The organism is Gloeocapsa sp. PCC 7428 (assembly GCF_000317555.1).
In the GTDB taxonomy this organism is placed as follows: domain Bacteria; phylum Cyanobacteriota; class Cyanobacteriia; order Cyanobacteriales; family Chroococcidiopsidaceae; genus Chroogloeocystis.
Map to the genome: position 1 here is coordinate 3,003,091 of NC_019745.1, position 18,574 is coordinate 3,021,664.

Annotated in this window: 14 protein-coding genes; 3 read left to right on the forward strand and 11 right to left on the reverse strand. The window is 43.6% G+C overall.

What is annotated here, in order from left to right; translation table 11 throughout:
- The 3 genes from GLO7428_RS13265 to GLO7428_RS13275 form a co-directional block, all read right to left on the reverse strand.
- Positions 1-702, reverse strand: coding sequence for a DevA family ABC transporter ATP-binding protein (locus tag GLO7428_RS13265; RefSeq protein ID WP_015189064.1), 702 nt, complete (start codon positions 700-702; stop codon positions 1-3).
- A 67-nt stretch (positions 703-769) separates the two neighbouring features.
- Positions 770-1,924, reverse strand: a complete 1,155-nt coding sequence (gene devC, locus GLO7428_RS13270) for an ABC transporter permease DevC (protein WP_015189065.1) — start codon at positions 1,922-1,924, stop codon at positions 770-772.
- An 87-nt stretch (positions 1,925-2,011) separates the two neighbouring features.
- Positions 2,012-3,202, reverse strand: a complete 1,191-nt coding sequence (locus GLO7428_RS13275) for an ABC exporter membrane fusion protein (RefSeq protein ID WP_015189066.1) — start codon at positions 3,200-3,202, stop codon at positions 2,012-2,014.
- A gap of 115 nt (positions 3,203-3,317) precedes the next feature.
- On the opposite strand from GLO7428_RS13275, the gene GLO7428_RS13280 reads away from it, so the two are divergent.
- Positions 3,318-3,878 carry a PadR family transcriptional regulator gene (locus GLO7428_RS13280; RefSeq protein WP_015189067.1) on the forward strand — a complete coding sequence of 187 codons (561 nt, stop codon included), beginning with the start codon at positions 3,318-3,320 and terminating at the stop codon, positions 3,876-3,878.
- Between the two features lie 179 nt (positions 3,879-4,057).
- Here the strand turns inward: GLO7428_RS13280 and GLO7428_RS27860 are convergent, their stop codons facing one another.
- Positions 4,058-4,216 (reverse strand): hypothetical protein, encoded by a 159-nt coding sequence (locus GLO7428_RS27860; RefSeq protein ID WP_155823727.1) that lies wholly within the window; start codon positions 4,214-4,216, stop codon positions 4,058-4,060.
- A 95-nt stretch (positions 4,217-4,311) separates the two neighbouring features.
- Between GLO7428_RS27860 and GLO7428_RS13285 the strand changes: the two genes are divergently transcribed.
- Positions 4,312-5,847: a GMC oxidoreductase gene (locus tag GLO7428_RS13285; RefSeq protein ID WP_015189068.1), complete on the forward strand. Its 1,536-nt coding sequence runs from the start codon at positions 4,312-4,314 to the stop codon at positions 5,845-5,847.
- Between the two features lie 95 nt (positions 5,848-5,942).
- On the opposite strand, the gene GLO7428_RS13290 is transcribed toward GLO7428_RS13285, so the two are convergent.
- Complete coding sequence (locus GLO7428_RS13290; protein ID WP_015189069.1) at positions 5,943-7,235, reverse strand: ABC transporter ATP-binding protein; 1,293 nt, start codon at positions 7,233-7,235, stop codon at positions 5,943-5,945.
- Between the two features lie 669 nt (positions 7,236-7,904).
- Here GLO7428_RS13290 and GLO7428_RS13295 point away from each other — a divergent pair.
- Complete coding sequence (locus tag GLO7428_RS13295; RefSeq protein WP_015189070.1) at positions 7,905-8,894, forward strand: aspartate carbamoyltransferase catalytic subunit; 990 nt, start codon at positions 7,905-7,907, stop codon at positions 8,892-8,894.
- Here the strand turns inward: GLO7428_RS13295 and GLO7428_RS13300 are convergent.
- From GLO7428_RS13300 to GLO7428_RS27865, 6 genes are all read right to left on the reverse strand, one after another.
- Positions 8,891-10,819: a PAS domain-containing sensor histidine kinase gene (locus tag GLO7428_RS13300; RefSeq protein WP_015189071.1), complete on the reverse strand. Its 1,929-nt coding sequence runs from the start codon at positions 10,817-10,819 to the stop codon at positions 8,891-8,893. The two genes, GLO7428_RS13295 and GLO7428_RS13300, sit on opposite strands and share 4 nt — an antisense overlap.
- Positions 10,812-11,282, reverse strand: a complete 471-nt coding sequence (locus GLO7428_RS13305) for a response regulator (protein WP_015189072.1) — start codon at positions 11,280-11,282, stop codon at positions 10,812-10,814. The genes GLO7428_RS13300 and GLO7428_RS13305 overlap by 8 nt, the downstream gene beginning before the upstream one ends.
- 6 nt (positions 11,283-11,288) lie before the next feature.
- Positions 11,289-13,373, reverse strand: coding sequence for a response regulator (locus GLO7428_RS13310; protein ID WP_015189073.1), 2,085 nt, complete (start codon positions 13,371-13,373; stop codon positions 11,289-11,291).
- A gap of 229 nt (positions 13,374-13,602) precedes the next feature.
- Positions 13,603-16,842, reverse strand: a complete 3,240-nt coding sequence (locus tag GLO7428_RS13315) for a response regulator (RefSeq protein WP_015189074.1) — start codon at positions 16,840-16,842, stop codon at positions 13,603-13,605.
- The gene (locus GLO7428_RS13320) at positions 16,824-17,627 is read right to left on the reverse strand and encodes an alpha/beta fold hydrolase (RefSeq protein ID WP_015189075.1); all 804 of its coding nucleotides are present in this window, start codon (positions 17,625-17,627) and stop codon (positions 16,824-16,826) included. Before GLO7428_RS13320 ends, GLO7428_RS13315 begins: the two co-directional genes overlap by 19 nt.
- Positions 17,628-17,824: 197 nt before the next feature.
- Positions 17,825-17,998: a hypothetical protein gene (locus GLO7428_RS27865; protein WP_155823730.1), complete on the reverse strand. Its 174-nt coding sequence runs from the start codon at positions 17,996-17,998 to the stop codon at positions 17,825-17,827.
- Between the last annotated feature and the right edge of the window lie 576 nt (positions 17,999-18,574).

Below are 18,574 nucleotides of genomic sequence, written 5' to 3' on the forward strand. Positions count from 1 at the left end.
TTATACTGCTGTTGCAAGTTTGCTATTTTGAGCTAATTGTCCGTCTTCCATATGCACAATGCGATCTGCAACATCGAAAATGCGGTTATCGTGAGTTACTAACAAAATTGTTGTTCCTTGTTCTTTCGCTAATTGTTGCATCAACTCCACAACATCGCGTCCTGATTTACTATCTAAAGCCGCAGTCGGTTCATCAGCTAAAACTAATTGAGGACGACTGACTAAAGCGCGGGCGATTGCAACGCGTTGTTTTTGTCCTCCTGATAAATCTTCAGGATAATAATTGAGTCGGTTTCCTAATCCTACAGTTTCCAGGATGGCTGCGGATTTTTCGCGAACTTCTTGATAAGAAATGTTTTCGTGTAACTCAATTGACATTTGCACATTTTGCTGTGCTGTCAAAAACTTTAATAAATTATGCGCCTGAAAAATATATCCAATATGGCGTCGCACTTGTACTAGCTGATTTTTACTCGCACCACACAATTCTCGCCCCAAAACTTGTAAATTACCTTTTTGAGCAGATCTTAACCCACCAATTAAACTCAGTAACGTCGTTTTTCCTGAACCTGATGGTCCTGTCATGATAACAATCTCGCCAGGAAATATTTCTAAATTGATATCAAAGAGTACTTGTTTGCGTAACTGTCCTTGACCAAAATAGTGATTGAGGTTTTTGATATTAATTACAGATTGTTGCATACATTTTCTAGATGTATTTCAGTATGAGTGTAGATGAAGTATTCTTGCCAATTACCAACAGTATTTCCTAGAAAATATCTGCGGGATCGGCAGCGCGAAGTTTTCGCATTGCAATAAGTCCAGAAGCAAGACACATAATGATCGTCAAGCAAAAGACGGAAATTGCTCTTGCCAGTGTCATAAATAGAGGTAAATTTGTTGCACTTCTTGTTAGGCTATAAAGCCCTACAGAAATCATGTAACCAGGAACAAAGCCAATAATTGCGAGAATAATTGCTTCTTGAAAAACGATACCAAGCAAATAGATATCTTTGTATCCCATTGCTTTTAGCGTTGCGTACTCAGCTAAATGATCCGAAACATCGCTGTAGAGAATTTGATAAACAATAACAACGCCAACGACAAATCCGATCGCAGTTCCCAAACTAAAAATAAAGCCAATTGGTGTATTATTAGCCCAATATGTTTTTTCCGTTTCGACAAACTCTTCATGCGTCAATACTTTAACATCATTAGGCAATCCAGCCTTTAAAATAGCTGCAACTTGCTGCGGATTGCTACCAGGTTTCAATGTCACTAAACCTACACTCACTTCGGCGGCTGTACGTTGAGGAAAAATCCGCAAGAAATTCAAGTCACTTGTAATTAAATTCCCATCTGCCGCAAACGAAGCCCCAACATTAAATAAACCATCAATTTCAATCTTGCGATCGCTAAATTCTGTAAATACCAACTGCGCTTGTTTCAGTTGTGCGATCGTCTGCTCGTATTCTCCTCTAGAACCACTATCAAACAAAAACGTATCAGGTAATTTAATGCGATCGAGATTCTGCTCAACTCCTGGTAAACTAAAAACTGATTTCTCTGGATTAAAAGCCAAAACCAAGACAGCACTATTAAGGCGCGTTTGCGGAACCTTCCAATTAGCCGTTTCAGCATACAAAGGTACAGCCGATTCAACACCAGCAAAACTCATTGCTTGATACAACCGACTGCGCGGAAAAGTTGAGAGATTAACAATATTTTGTGCTTGCGGACTCAACAAAACCAAATCAGCCCGCATACTGCGATGCATTCGCGTATTACTATCATAAAGCGCAGCCTGAAAACCCATTTGCAAAAACATCAACATATCAGCAAAAGCAATTCCCGCCATTGCAATCAACAGCCGCGTTCTTTCACGACTCACCTGCCACCAAGCCAACGGAGTTTTACGTTTCATTTGCTATACAACGCTCCTAAACTGCTTGCGAACGTCTCTTTGTTATCTCTTTTCTTTACGCACTTTGTGCCCTTGGTGGTTCGTTACTCAAAGCTCAATCACAGTCTTCACCTGCAAATTAGTCAAACCAGCAACTCGCCGACTAGCATCAGGATCGAGACGAACTTTCACTTCAACAACTCGCGAATCAATATTTGCCGTTGGATCGGTATCTAAAACATCCTTCTTACCAATTTCTAGACCAATTTCATCAACTTTTCCCTGCAATTGTCCAGCAAAAGCACTACTAGTAATTGTTACCATTTGACCTAAACGAACTTTTTGAATATCGCTTTCATAAACTTCAGCAACAACATACATTTGCTCAGTTTGTCCAATATCAACAATTCCATCATTACCAACAATTTCACCCGCCCAAGAATGAACATTCATGATTTGTCCATCGCGAGGCGATCGCACATACGCTAAATCTAAATTTGCCTGCGCTTGCTTCACTGCAACAACCGCACTATCAACCTCGGCTTGCGCTGCTGCAACATCTACAGGACGAACTTCAGCGATGCGATCTAATGTTGCTTTCGCTTCATCAACTTGTTCTTGTCTACTTCTTGTAATGCGATTCAAATTTGCTTGTGCTTCATTGAGTTGTTGCTGTACAGTTTGTAGAGTTAATCTTTTGCTATCGCGTTCAGATGTAGAAATTGCCCCTTCTTGATATAATTTTTGATATCGCTGATATTCAAGCTGAGCATTACTAACCTCGGCTTCTAATCGTGCAACTGTTGCTTGTTGTGCTTTAGTTTCTTCCTGCTTTTCAACTTCAATGCGTGCGATCGCTGCGGTTTGTGCATTAATTTCTCCAGATTTTGCACCCGCTTTAACTTGTGCTAAACGTGTTTGGGCAACTTTCACTTGTTGCTGCGCTTGTTCTAACGCTGTCAGGAGGCGAACGCGACTATCTAAAATTGCGACAACTTGTCCTTGACGAACTTTATCTCCTCGTTTCACCAGCAATTCATCAACACGGCTACCTTCGGATGAAACGGGTGCAGATAGCTGAATCACTTCTTGGTATGGTTCCAAACGCCCTAATGCTGTAATTACTTGTACTTGCGGTACGCTAACCGTAGGAGTAGGTGCAGCGCTTTGCCTAATCTGGAAACGCGAAACACCGTAGAGAATTCCGCCTGTAGTTACCGCACCGATAACCGCTAGAATAGTAACCCGCCGAAATACTGGTTTGATGGTTGGCTTATCGCTAACACTCGACTGAAACATGGCTATCAATACACTCCATGCTGAATGAGGTTGACAATGGCGATCGCACCCTAAATCTAGCTTTGACTTAGCTCTGATTGTTATATATCTTTTAGAGATATGCAATAGATTGTATATGAAACGCGAGAATAAAAGCAAGTATGCAGTTATGGGAATCTTGACTTGGGGTCCTATGTCCGGTTACGACATTAAAAAAGAAATTGAAAAAAGCGTTAACTACTTTTGGCACGAAAGTTACGGTCAAATTTACCCCATCCTCAAGCTTCTCGTTGCAGAAGGCTTAGCGACAAAATCTGTAGAAGAACAAGTAGGAAAGCCAGATCGCTACGTTTATGCATTGACTGAAAAAGGTAAAGAAGAACTACGCCAGTGGTTAACTGAACCAGCCGATCGTCCAACAGAACGCATCGAGATCTTGCTAAAGCTGTTCTTTGGGCGAGAAATCTCTACAGCAGATAATATTGCGCACGTCAAGCAATTTCAGGAGTTTCAACAAAAATTGTTGCAAGAATATCGCGCGATCGAGCAAAAGTTGCAGCACCAGCATTGCAACGATCCCGATTACCCTTACTGCATGGCAACGCTGCGATACGGACTCTACACAAGTCAAGCATTGCTAAATTGGTGTGATGAGACACTCGCGATGCTTCACAAAATCGCAGAAAAAGATTTCTAGACCGCTTATTCTGGTGATAGTCCACAACGGTGGACAGGGTTTGTTAAAATGACTCGCCGTTGATAGTGGACAGTGAACAGTGAACAGTTGACAGTGAAGAGAGTGTGGGAAGACTTTGTCAACTATCAACTGTCCACTGTCAAATGATCTCTGACCCCTGCTATACTGTCGAGGCGATGTTAATAGCCACCGCTCAGATTTTGACCGAAGAAGCTTGAGTGATACCGAGTAAAGCCGCGATCGCTGTTAATCTCAACCATGTCCAACGCGAGAAAAATGCGATCGCCTAATCGATAAATTACGGAGGCAGCTAAATAACTTTTTGATATTTTATACATTACGACTATAATGAACCATTACTTGTTTAGCACCTCTCGATGACAGGTGGCAGTGAATACTTTAACCATTGAAGACCCGAATAGATGGAGTTCATATGATTACTGATATTCTTGAGATGGGTGAGCAAACGAAGCTGCGGGGGCAGATAGTTGTACTCGGCTCTGGGATCGCAGGAGCAGAGTTGGCAACACACCTTGCGCGTCATGGTCGAGAGGTGATCCTCGTAGAAAGCGGGCGCGAGCAATTCGATCCATCGATCCAGGCATTGAACGATGTCATCTTTCTTGGTAAACGCCATCGCGAACTCGATCCAGATGCTTACTACCATCGATACCTACCACCAGAGTTACGCGGAGTTAGTCGCGTGCGTCAGTTTGGTGGCACGAGTAACGTCTGGACGGGCAAATGGAAATACCTGCAACCAATCGATTTCGATGGTAGACCCTGGGTTGCCAATAGTGGCTGGCCAATCAGCTTTACCGATCTTTTGGAACACTACCGTTCGGCGGCGAAGGATTACGGTTTTGGCGATCTAGAAGCAGAAGCTGTACGTCCTGAAATTATGGAACTTCGAGCCAAGCTCGCCGCAGGTGGTTTGAAAATGAGCAGTTTCTATTGGGAAAAGACCCCCACGCGCACGGCGATACGCTTTGGTGACGAGATGCGCCGCTCAAAAAATTTGCACGTCGTCCTCGGTGCAACCGCAACTGAGTTAAGACTTGATGATTCTTGCCAGCGTGTAACTGCCGTCGCTTGCCGATCGCTCGAGGGACGAGAACTGATCGTCGAAGGCGATGTCGTCGTCATTGCGACTGGGGCGTTTGAAGCTGCGCGTCTTCTACTAGCCTCAAACCGTCAACTACCTCATGGTATCGGCAATGCAAGCGACCTCGTTGGTCGGTTTTATACAGATCATCCTAAACATCATACTGGAACACTACAGCCTGGTCCTTTAACTCGACAATATGCCCGCGAGCTACAATATGCCCCCAAGCCACGTTTCTGTATATGCTTTGCACTTGACGACGCAACCCAGCAACAGCATAAGCTACTTGAGCATGTTCTGTACTTGAAACCAATTTACGAGAAACCAAAAGATCGCGTGTGGCGCATTTTGCGGTTCCGTCCTACGTGCCGAGACGGTAACGGACGAGTCGCCGCCTACCGAGTCAAGTTTGTCACTGAGCAGGCTCCTCATAAGAGCAGTCGCATTAAGTTAGGAACCGAATACGATGCACTAGGACAACGAAAGCTAGAGGTTGACTGGTGCTTCACTGACCAAGATCGGGATTCAATGGCAAAGACGCTGCAACTCTTAACGCAGCGGTTCGCAGAAGTCGGACTTGGCACCTTTGATTTTGGGAACGACCCGCCGAGTTTAGAGAATATGACCGACGCAGCCCATCAAATGGGGACGACTCGTATGGCTAGCCGAGCTGAAGAAGGTGTCGTCGATACGAATTGTCGCGTATTCGGTACTGAAAACCTTTATATCGCCAGTTCGGCGGTGTTTCCGACTGGTCCGTCGTACTCACCCACGTTCACAATCCTGGCACTCGCGCGCCGTCTTGGCGAGCATCTGCTTCAAACAGCACCAAAGTCAACAGAACTTCATGTTAGCGGGACTTAGACATTTTTAACTGAAAAACAGCCTCAAACCCGTAGCACAAAACGTTTAATTTGAGGTAGCTGGGTTTGGGCAGTTTTATTGTGTTTCACAAAGATCTATCTTGAGACAGATGATTGCACGACTTGCCACGTCCGAGGTTGATAGTACAAACAGCGGCTAATGGTTCGATCTGACTTGACGGTAAATCGAAAAGACTCCACGCCATCAAAATCATACTCTCTTTGACGAATATAAATTTTTGCATGGTATGTGCCAGGAGTTAGACCGCAAAAAGGCATTTGCATCTGAATTTCTGCGCGCCCTGGGACTATTTTTAGCGATGTCCCATCTGTATCGGAGGTGACGTATAAAACTATCTCATGCTCTCCTGAAAAAGCTTTAACAAGAATTTTGACGCTGAGATCTTCAAGGGTTTTATAGGATTTACATTCTATCGATAAATAAGCAGGTTCTCCAGTCATCAACTCAGTCAGAATTTGACCGTTGGCATCTTTGAAAGCAAGCGAAAGGATATCGAGTCCTAAACTCTCTGATTTTGGCTTTTCTGGCAAAATCATTTGTCCTGTGGCAATTTCTGTACCGCTTAAACACAAGTCTTCTTCATACTTGCGAATAACGACTTCGGTATCTCCGCTCATAATCAGTTGACCTCTTGCCAAATAAATCGAGCGATCGCAGATATTCATCACATTATGAGGATTGTGCGATACTAAAACAAATGCCGTTCCTTGTTCGCGCAATTTGGCAAGTCTGCGGTGGCATTTCATCTTAAATTTAATATCTCCTACCGCCAAAACCTCATCAATGAGTAAGATCTCTGGCTCTACATAAACAGCACAAGCAAAACCTAACCGCGCCGCCATGCCAGAACTATAGCTTTGTACAGGTGCGTCAATAGCTTCCCACATTTCGGCAAAATCAACGACCTCATCAAAGCGCTTTTTGATTTCTCGCGTTGAAAGCCCTAAAATGGACATATTAGCGTAAATATTTTCTCTTCCGGTCAAAATTGGGTTAAAACCCGCTCCTAGTGCAATTAAGGGAGCAACTCGACCGTTAACACTGACAGTTCCTGTATCTGGCTTGATCAAACCACTAATAATTCGCAGTAACGTACTTTTCCCTGCACCATTTGCACCAATTAGACCTAAAGCCTGTCCGCGCCGCAGTTGAAAATCAACATCTTTAAGCGCCCAAAATTCCTTTTTTCTAAGAACTTCGCTTTTTCTTTTACCGACAACTAAATCGCTAGCGATATCTTGAACGCCATAAAATAAAGAGGCTTTGAGATCTCGGCAAAATTTTTTAGAAACATTATTGACCGAAATTACCACCTCTGAATCGTCATTTTGAGTCGCTAACTCGCGATCGCTCATTTCAACTGTCATTATGAACTTACCCTTTCAATTATGTAAGGCATGGCTAGACGAAACGCTATCCAAGTTAACAGCAAACCCATTCATGTGAGTATACTACGAGTAGCAATATAACTAAAAAAACAGGGTGTTGAGGTAGCCACAAGCGCAAAACACTAAATATATCTACCCGTTGGCGCGGTTGATAAATATACTCGTTACTGTCCAAGCAACTATTAGCGTTCAAACTCACTCTCATTTAGGTACTGCAAGCAATTCTATGTAATTTCAAATCTCAAGTTACTGTCGAGGCGATCCGAATAAAGAAGCTCACAATGGCGCGATCGCATTGACCCCCAAAATCTCGACCTGACTAAATTTATCTTAGTAAGAACGGTAGAAGCTTTAACTCATGCAGCCGTCATTGAATGTCCAGAAATTTTCAATAATGGGCAACTAGAGCAAGAAATTACCAATCTTTTACTATCTTACCTACGCAAAGCCTAGCACATAAATTCACAGCCCCGTACGGGTAAGGCACGCCTTACCCATTCCCGAAAGCACGCCTTACCCATTCCCGAAAGCACGCCTTACCCATTCCCGAAAGCACGCCTTACCCATTCCCGAAAGCACGCCTTACCCCTGAACCACACCAAAATATTTGATACGATACCAACACAAACCCCCGATCGCTTACCACTCATGGCAACCACAACTTGGACTCGTCATCACGTTCTTTCGCTTGCAGATTTCACGCCGGAAGAATACGATACAGTCTTACAAACCGCCGCAAGCTTTCGTGAGGTCTTATCACGGCGGACAAAGAAAGTCCCAACATTGCAAGGACAAGTGGTTGCCAACTTATTTTTTGAACCATCGACACGGACTCGCAGTAGCTTTGAACTTGCAGCCAAACGATTATCCGCAGATACGCTTAATTTTGCCGCCTCCACGTCATCGTTAACCAAAGGCGAAACAATTTTAGATACTGCAAAAACGTATTTGGCGATGGGAACCGATATGATGGTGATTCGCCATCGCGAAGCCGGAGTTCCCCAAGCGATCGCTTCGGAAATGGATCGCCTAGGAGTCAGAGTTGGAGTATTAAACGCGGGTGACGGTCAACACGAACATCCTTCGCAAGCGTTACTGGATTTATTTACAATATGTACGCTAATTGATCCCGACCGTCCCCGCTTGGAACTTCTAAAAGACAAAAAAATTGCAATTGTTGGTGATATTCTACACTCACGCGTCGCAAGGTCGAATATTTGGAGCTTAACAGCAAGCGGTGCCGAAGTCCACTTAGCCGCACCACCGACACTATTACCGCCGTTGTTCGCACAATTCGCTACCGACACTCCTGGTAAGCTATTTTTACATTGGCAAGTCGAACCGGCACTGCAAAATGCTGATTTTGTGATGACACTGCGGTTGCAAAAAGAACGCATGACGCAGTATTTGTTACCAAGTTTGCGCGAATACCATCAGCACTTTGGCATTACACGCGATCGCCTGCGGATTTGTCAATCTGATGTTAAAGTCCTGCATCCAGGTCCTGTGAATCGCGGCGTCGAAATTAGTTCTGATCTGATGGACGATCCGCAATTTAGCTTAATTCAGACACAGGTAACGAGTGGCGTTGCGGTGCGGATGGCGCTGTTATATCTTATGGGCAGTAGCAAAGCTTAAAGCAACGTAGGTAATTGTGTTGTGCTACTCACGCGCTTATTAGGGTGCAAAATGCCATCAATTGTTTGCAGTAATTCTTGTGTCGTAAATGGCTTAGACAAAAAACTTTTGACTCCCGCCGCTGCAACCGTATTCATTTTATCTTTAGACGCTAATCCACTCACGGCAATCACTTTCACCATCGGATTCATTTTTTGTAACGTGCGGATTGTTGTTGGACCATCCATTGCAGGCATGAGCATATCAGTAATCACGACACTGACTTCATCGCGATATTCTGCATATAAAGCAACTGCTTCAATGCCATTACTCGCAGTGACCGCGCGATAATTATAAGTTTCGAGTGAGGTTTTTGTCGTTTCTCGGATCGGTGCTTCATCATCAACAACCAAGATTAATTCACCATGCCCTTGCGGCAGTTCCAAATCCTCTACTTCGAGCGTTTCGACTGCTTCTACTGCTGGTAAATACATCTGAAATTGTGTTCCTTTACCAATTTCACTTTCTACATTAATAAACCCGCCATGACTTTTCACAATACCAATGACTGTAGAAAGTCCCAGCCCTGTCCCTTTACCGATTCCTTTTGTGGTGAAAAATGGCTCAAAAATGCGATCCATGACTTCTGGTGGAATGCCACATCCTGTATCAGCAACGGTAAGCACAACGTAAGACCCCACCTTAGCATCAAGATGTTTGCGCACATAGCTTTGATCGACTTCTAAATTCTGTGCTGAAATCGTCAAAGTACCGCCTTCTTGCATCGCATCCCGTGCATTAACGCAGAGGTTCATTAATACCTGATGTAGCTGCGTTGCATCGCCCGAAACTGTCCACAGCGATTGGGGAACATCAATGCAAATTTCAATCGATTTAGGAAAAGTTTCTTTTGTAATTTGCTTAATTTCTGATATAATATGCCGCAGTTGTAAGACGCTGCGTTTTCCTTCCAGCCCTTTGGCAAAAGACAGTACTTGTTTGACTAAGGCTGCACCGCGTTTGGCATTAGTTACGAGTATGGGTAAGAGTCGTTGACTGCGTTCGTCGTGGAGTTGTGTTTCCAAAAGTTGAGCCGTCATTAAGATAGGTGCGAGGATATTATTAAGATCGTGCGCGATGCCACTTGCCAGCGTACCGAGGCTTTCCATGCGTTGCGCGCGTAAAAATTGGGCTTCTAGTTGTTTTTTCTCAGTGATATCGGTATTAACGACCAAAATTGATTTAGGTTGCCCTTGTTCGTCACGCACAAGTGTCCAACGACTTTCGACGATGATTTCTGCACCAGTTTGAGTAACTTGCGATAACTGTCCGCGCCATTCGCCTTGCGCGAGGACAATTTTCTGCGCGATCGCGAGTTGCGTCGGAACATCTAAATACAATAGTTCGCTGGCTTTTTTCCCTATCGCGGTGGGGGCAGTCCAACCATACAATCTTTCTGCGCCTTTGTTCCAAAATAAAATTGTGCTATCTAATGCTTGGACGCTAATTGCATCAGTAGCGACATCGAGTAAAGCGGCTTGTTCGCGGATTTTTTGTTCAGTGCGTTTGCGTTCGAGTGCGTAGCGAATCGAACGTTCTAAAGCATAAGCGGTAATTTGACTTTTTTCGAGATAATCGGCTGCACCGGCTTTCATTGCTTCAACATCAATTTCGTGATCGCCTTGCCCAGTCAGGAGAATCATCGGTGCAGTACAGCCTGCTTTCATCGCTGCGCGTAAAAGTTCTAAGCCATTGCGATCGCCTAAACGATAATCGAGAAGATAAACATCATGCCGATTTTGGGCGATCGCTGCTAGCGCCGCATTGTAGCTTGTGACCCACTCTAGGTCAAAGCTATTGCCTTGATCTAAAAACCAATCACGCGTGAGGATATAATCATCTTCGTCATCATCCACGAGGAGTACTCGGATTGGTTGATTATCCATGCCCATCTCCCACGCCTTCTATCGGCAATTCCACAATTTCAAACCAATATTTACCTATGGTTCGCATTACATCGACTAACGAGGCAAACGTTACTGGTTTCGTGATAAATGAGTTCGCACCTAAATCGTAGCTACGATAAATATCTTCTTCGGCTTTTGATGTTGTGAGGACAACAACAGGAATCTGTCTTAAACTTGGGTCAGCCTTGATTTCTTTGAGTGCTTCACGACCGTCTTTTCTGGGCATATTCAAATCAAGTAAAATTAGCCCTGGACGAGGCGCGCTATTTGCAACAGCGTATTTGCCGCGTTGATACAAATAATCCATTAGCTCTTCGCCATCTCGAACAAAGTGCAGATCGTTTGCCAATCGGCTTTCTGAAAACGCCTCGCGTGCTAGCATACAGTCGTCCTCATCATCATCAGCCATTAAAATTGTGACGGTTGTGCGACGCCTCCTCACTGATATTCAATCTCCTCTATTATGTTTGATTGGCAGCGTGACGATAAATTTTGCTCCTTGCATCGGCTTACTCGTTGCTGTAATCCTACCGCCATGACGTTCGGCGATTTTTCGGCAGATTGCTAAACCCATGCCCGTTCCTTCGTAATCGCTGCGACTATGTAGTCGTTGAAAAACGTTAAAGATCCGGTCGAGATATTTTTCGTTAAAACCTATACCGTTATCTTCTATAATAATTTCACAAAGCTTGGCATCTAGCGATTCTTCACCTTCTGTGCTTTGCCAATCTTCAAGCGCTTGGCTGTAAATCTTAACAATTGGTACTTGATCTTGTTGGTGAAATTTTAACGCATTGCCAATTAAGTTTTGTAACAACTGCCGCATTTGCAGCGCGTCAGCATCAATTGTGGGTAATTCGCACAGCATGACGCGTCCATTGGTTTGCTGGATAAGGATTTCTAAATCGGATAACACTTCTTGGGCTACTTGCGTGAGATTCACAGGGACAAACGGCTGTGCGCGTGTTGCGATTCGCGAAAGTGTCAGTAAGTCATCGATTAAAGCTTGCATCCGCTGCGCGGCGTTCTGCATTCGATCGAGATAATCGCGCCCTTGATCGTTGAGTACGTCGCCATACATTGCCTTCAAACGATTACCAAAAGCTTGAATTTTACGTAATGGTTCTTGGAGATCGTGCGAAGCAACTGACGCAAACTGTTGTAATTCGGCATTCACACGCGTTAGTTCTTGACGTTGGCGCGTTTCGTCTTCGAGGAGTTGCGCTTGGGCTAAAGCAATGCCAATTTGATCGCTGAGTTGTTGCAGTAGTTCAACTTCAAAGTGACTCCACTGTCGAGGTTTATAGCACTGATGCGCAATGAGTAAACCCCACAGTTTTTCTTTAATAAAAATCGGGACGACTAAATTGGCGACAACTTGAAATTGTTTCAAAAAGTCGATGTAGCACTGTTGAATCCCTGAGTTATAAATGTCTGCAACACAACCAATATGCCCGCGAATATATTTATCAAGGTATTGTTTTTCAAAGCAAGGATCGTGGAGATTGCGCCCAAGAATCGCGGTAAGTCCTGGAACAACTTCTTCTTTGACAACTTTACCCGAACCATCCGACGACAGTTGAAATAAAACAACGCGATCGCACAGCAAAAGTCTTTGCACTTCAGTCACCGTCGTTTGCAAAATTTCTTCGATGTGCAAGGATCGCCGAATTTTGAATGTGATATCTGCGAATAGCTGCGATCGCAACGTTTGCTGTTGTAATGCGGCTTCAGCGTGTTTGCGATCGGTAATATCTATATTAATTCCCGTCATGCGAATCGCTGTGCCTGTCTCGTTGTAGTAAACTTGACCTCGCGCTGCAATCCAATGAATACTACCATCTGCCCAAACCACACGAAATTCGACATCGTAGTCGGTTCGCTGTGCGATCGCCGTATTGATGATTTGTTCTAAGACTTGACGATCTTCAGGATGAACGCTTTCTAAGAAACTTTCGTAGGTGTCAACCGCCACTTCCGCAACTCCCATATTAGCTGCTGCGGTTGCCGAATACGAAATCTTGTTATTGAGCAAATCCCAATCCCAAGTTCCCATATGCGCTGCATCTAAAGCTAATCGTAGCCTTTCTTCACTGACGCGCGCGCGTTCTGTCTGCTGGCGTAATTTTTCGGTTGCTCGACTCGCCTGCAATAAACGATATACTCGCTGCCGCAGTACTGCCCAGTGAATTGGTTTTGTGATATAATCTGTAGCTCCTGCTGCAAAAGCGCGATCGACCGACTCTTGATCTTCTAAGGCAGTAATCATTAAGATTGGCGTGCGATCGCCTCCAGGAAGCGTTTGTAACGCTCTACTACACGTAAACCCGTCCATCGCGGGCATTAAGGCATCGAGTAATATAATGTCTGGTTGCACCTGCGTATAAGCGACTAGCGCCTCTTCGCCGTTGCTTGTTTCTACAACTTGATAGCCGACTTGTTCCATTGCTAGCCGCAGTTGCAGCCGCGTAAATTTCTCGTCATCAACAATAAGGACGAGGGGAGGATCTTGTTCAGGATCGGTAATATTCATACCTCGAAAGAAAGGATCGGGGGTCGGAGGTCAAAGGTCAAGGATTTACCAAGGTTCGTAAAATTTATATTGAGATACTTTATGTTCTCATCTTAATTTGATATCATCTCCAGCTAAATAGCCAGAATATTGGTAGCGTTACGCTTTGATGAGTGGTTAGTGACTATTTACTAGACACCCTTCACTTTTACTGACGATTTTTGTTATCACTACTCAACCGGATTTGATATCAAGTTTGTAAGTGTAAGTTTTCCTGATTTCTGACCTCTGATTTCTGACCTTTTTGAAATTCAGCTTGCAGAGCGGCTTTGACTCTGGCAAGCTCAAGCTTTATTTGCTCTACTTTGTATAATATCGCGCTTGAATTTCCGTCAGTACTGTTTGTTTCTAATTCTTTACTTTGTTGCGCGAGCGTCATTGCACCCAGCGTAGCACTACTTGATTTGAGCGTATGCGCGGCTTTACGTAGTGCGATCGCATCGTCACTTTCGCTTGCACTTACCATTTCTTGGATAAGCTTTGCTGAATCTTCAATGTAACATTTGACTAACTCAGCTACAATATTATCCGCATTTTCCCCTATCATTTTTTTCAGAGATTCGAGTTTTTGAAAATCGATCGCGGCTGAAGGTTGCGGATGAAGCGTCAGTGAATAAGAAGTATGCGGCTTTGGAGTTTTCAGTAGCGCTTGCGTGAGTTCTTCGACTTGTATCGGCTTACTAATGTAATCATTCATACCAGCGGCGAGGCATTCTTCTTTGTCTTCTTGCATCGCATTCGCCGTCATCGCAATAATTCTAGGACGGATTTCTGCCCCAAATTCTTGAACAATCTGACGCGTTGCTGTCAAACCGTCCATTTTTGGCATTTGCACATCCATCAAAACAACATCATAATTTTGACGACGTAGAGTATCTAAAACTTCTAATCCATTACTAGCAACGTCTGCGTGATAACCTAAAGATTGCAAAATATGTAAAGCAATTTTTTGGTTAACAATGTTGTCTTCTGCAAGCAAAATTCGCAGTGGTAAGTGTGCTGCAAATGTGGAGTCACTGTTATTAGTATCAGATTCTAATAATTGATCCCAAATTTGGCTTAAGATACTGTAAAGATGCGATGTTTTGATTGGTTTAGTTAGGTAACTTACATACTCTCGTTGCGCTATTTGCGGCAGTACGTTTTGGGTGGTAATTGTTGTTAATAAGATCAATGGTAACTTTGAATCTTGACAGATAGCAATTAACGCATCGGATTGATGTATTTGTGCATCGACAATCACAACATCAAATAATGTACCTTGCTGAATTTGGGCAAGTGCTGCTGTGGGTTCTAAACTGTGGGGAACTATACCCCATGATTGTGCTTGCCAAACTAAAGATTGTAAAATCGTTGGATGATCTACCACAATTAACATCCGCTTTCGTGCAAAGTGCAATGCGCAACTATCTGGAGGAAAAACGCTCGTATCAATTGTTGTTGCGATCGTGAAATAAAAAGTAGAACCCTGATCGGCTTGCGTTTCCACCCAGATTCGACCTTGCATCATCTCACATAACTGCTTAGCGATCGCTAAACCTAAGCCAGTACCGCCATATTCACGTGTAATCGAAGCATCGCCTTGGCTAAAAGCTTGAAATAAATGTTCTATCGTCTCTATCGGAATGCCAATTCCTGTATCTTTGACTGCAAATTGAATTTCATACCTCCCCGCTAGTTTATTAGCGCACTCCAACTCACGGGCTGTCACCGAAACAACCACCTCACCTTGATGTGTAAATTTAACAGAATTACTAAGTAGATTTACGAGGATTTGTCGTAAGCGAGTCACATCGCCAACAATATTACTTGGAGTATCTGGGTGAATAATATAGGCTAATTCAATATTCTTTTCTGCTGCTTTGAAAGCTAAGATCTCTACCGCTTCTTCGACACAAGTTCTTAAATTAAAAGCACGCTGTTCTAATTCAAGCTTACCCGACTCAATTTTCGATAATTCCAAAACGTCGTTGAGTAGTATCAACAAAACATTACTACTTGTACGAATCGTTTCTAAAAACTCTTTTTGTTGCTGTGATAATGGAGTACTCAACAATAAATTCGCCATCCCGACAATCGCATTCATCGGAGTGCGAATTTCATGGCTCATGTTTGCCAAAAATTGACTTTTAACACGTGTTGCGGCTTCAGCATCTGTTTTTGCTTTCTCTAGTTCTTGATTCGCTTGTGATAACTCTTGAGTACGTCGCACAAGCATTTTTTGATTGAGATATTGCTCAGTAATATCATCGAATATCCACAATCTACCAGGTACGTTCTGCACGCGCGTTGCTGTACTAGAGATACTCAAAACTTTTGGTGTTTCGCCTTGAAAAATCCAATACCAGTTACGAATTTCGGCTTGCGGAAACTCCCGCGCGGGGGTGTCCCCCGTTGAGGGAAGTTTCCAAGACAGTGGTTGCGCAAAAAATTGTGCGGCTTGGGCAGCGATTTCGCTTTGATTGTCAGCACTCGTCCGCAATTTTGCCATTGCTTGCGCCAAAACGGGTGGTTCTACTGCACCTGGTTGTAACCCTAGTTGTACCGCAGCGGCTTGATTAATCCAGCCTTGTTCGCCACTTTCATCAACAAAGACAACTCCTTGATGAATGGTTTCTAGCATGGCACGAAAACGCGATCGCAGTTTATCAAGGCGGATCGTTGTGTCAGTAAATTGTAGTAATGTACGTAACTCGCCCAACAATAACTCGACAAATTGCCGCATTTGTGGAGTCATCAAGGTGTAACGCTGCCAAATCAGCAAAATGGCACCTTTTGTATCTGACGCAACGAGTGGTAGCACCGCAACGGACTTAGCACCTTGTGCGAGTAAAATGTGCGAAGCGTCAGAAGTTGCAGGATAGTCGTTGTAGTAAAGACAACGGTTTTGCTTTAATGCATCGGCAAATAGTGCAGGTGTAGTGAGGGAAGCAGGAAGTGATTTTGCTGGAAAACTGGCGATGATTTGGGCGGTGACATCATCGATTTGACGTAAGGCGATCGCAATATCTGCACGAGTTATCTGTTGTAAAAGTGTTAATGCTTGGTTGATGAGCGTATTTGGGGTTGTACTTTTATCAGCATTCGCCAGCGTCACAAGGACAGATTGTGCAGCTAAACGCCACTCGATATCGCGCAGGAACTTATTTAAGGGAAGACTGCTAATAACGACACTACATAAACCAAGAGTTTGTAAAAGCTGTACGGGAGAGGATATACCAACCAGAAAGATAACAGCACTAACGAGTAGTGCTTGTTCAAGTTGCAGCGGTAAACCTACGCATACAGTTAACAAAATGAGCGCTAATAACAAAAATGTCCATCCTTGCAACACACCTAAGCAGACAAAAATCAGGATGGCAGCAAATAATATTGGTCTAAATGTTGGTAGCCAATCTGGATGATTCAGTGTTAGATATTGGCGAGACATGAGGCGATCGCGCGGGTAACGGTTTCGGGTGCGCTGAGATGCGGTAAATGTCCGGTTGTGGGAATATTTGTCAGCGTACTATTAGCGATCTTTTGTGCCATGTACTGACCAACTTCTAGCGGTACAGCAATATCATTATTTGATTGTAAGATATCCACAGGTATCTTGAGTCGCGGTAACTCATCGCGGTGATCCGACTGAAAAATCACCCGCGCCACCGCTTGCGCGATATCAGGGCGAATCGCAGATAAAGTATTCGCGTACTCGATCGCGAGTTCAGGTTGATCGGGATTCCCCATCACGAGTGGTGCAAACCCACTTGCCCAAGCGTAGTAGTTTGCTGCCATTGCGGCGTACAGTTGATCTAAATCAGCTTGCTCAAAACCGCCGATATAATCAACGTCATTGAGATAGCGTGGCGATGCGCCGATAAAAATTAATTTACAGAAGTATTGCGGCTCTACTAGGGCAGCTAACAAGCTTACCATACCACTCACTGAGTGACCGATTAAAACGCTGTCTTTCAGCTTCAACTCAGCGCATAAATCGAGTAAATCCTCAGCATAGCTATACAGACTGCTATAACGGTGCGGACTATACGCAGCAAAGTCAGATTTTCCTGCGCCGACGTGATCGAACAAAATAATGCGATAGCGATCGGCAAAAGCAGCAACTTGATGCCGCCAGGCATTTTGATCCGTACCAAAACCGTGCGCAAAAATCAATGTCTGACGACCGGTACCCAGAACATTGACGTTATTCCGCTGCGAGATGCTTGTTACCATAAGCCAGCGATCGCGATCGCTTTTGATTATGCACTTAAATCGAAGTACATAGATATTAATTTAATTGTAGCAACCTACTTAGGGAATAGACTTGAATTTTCTTGTGAATACTGAGTAATTTGCGATGAACGGCTGCAAGCGATCGCGGTAAACGTTGAATGAATTCTGGGATTGGATGCGGATTGTTGGCTAAGTATTTAAGTAACGCTTCCTTCTAGTAATTCTAAGAATTCTTCGTTTGCTGCTGTTGCTAATGTGTGCTGCTCGCGTAGCAATTGTTCAAGTGCTACTTGTTGTTGCTTCGTACTACCAATTTCTTGCACAGTACGTTCTAGCAAATCTTGGCTAATAATGTAACTCTGACTTGTCAATTTATTAGTGTCATGTTTGATTTAAGATTGATTTTTCTTGAAAATAAGCTCTAGAAAATGCATGATTTATCTTAATATTGTGAAGAGTGAACGAAGCACTAAGGCACAAAGAACACAAAGCTTGTTATAGTAAGCTGCAATTAATAAGGTTTTAGAGGTTATTGTGTAGTTACTAAGGTTTGGCGCTAGTTAATGGTTCTTGTTCTAAAATTTCTTCTTGCATAGCATTGGCGATCGCTTACTCTAAATAGTCAAATCCTGGTAGTAACTCTAACGTTGGTTTTGGCTATTCTAAATCCAAAAAAATCGACTATTTAAAACGTTTAATAAGCGGTAAAATCGGACGTAGATAATCAGCAATGATCCGCTCTTCTGATTCATCAAGACTCTTTGAAATTTCAAAGTAACATTTACTGAACGTTGCTTGCGCTTCATTGCTATTGCTACGGCTTTCGTGATTTCAGCTTTTGATGCAGATGGTAAACTACCAAGAATATTGTAAAAATTAAATGAGGAATGATTCATTTTGGCTGTGTATAAGATTTGTCGCTCAAAACTATTACGCTTAACATAAAT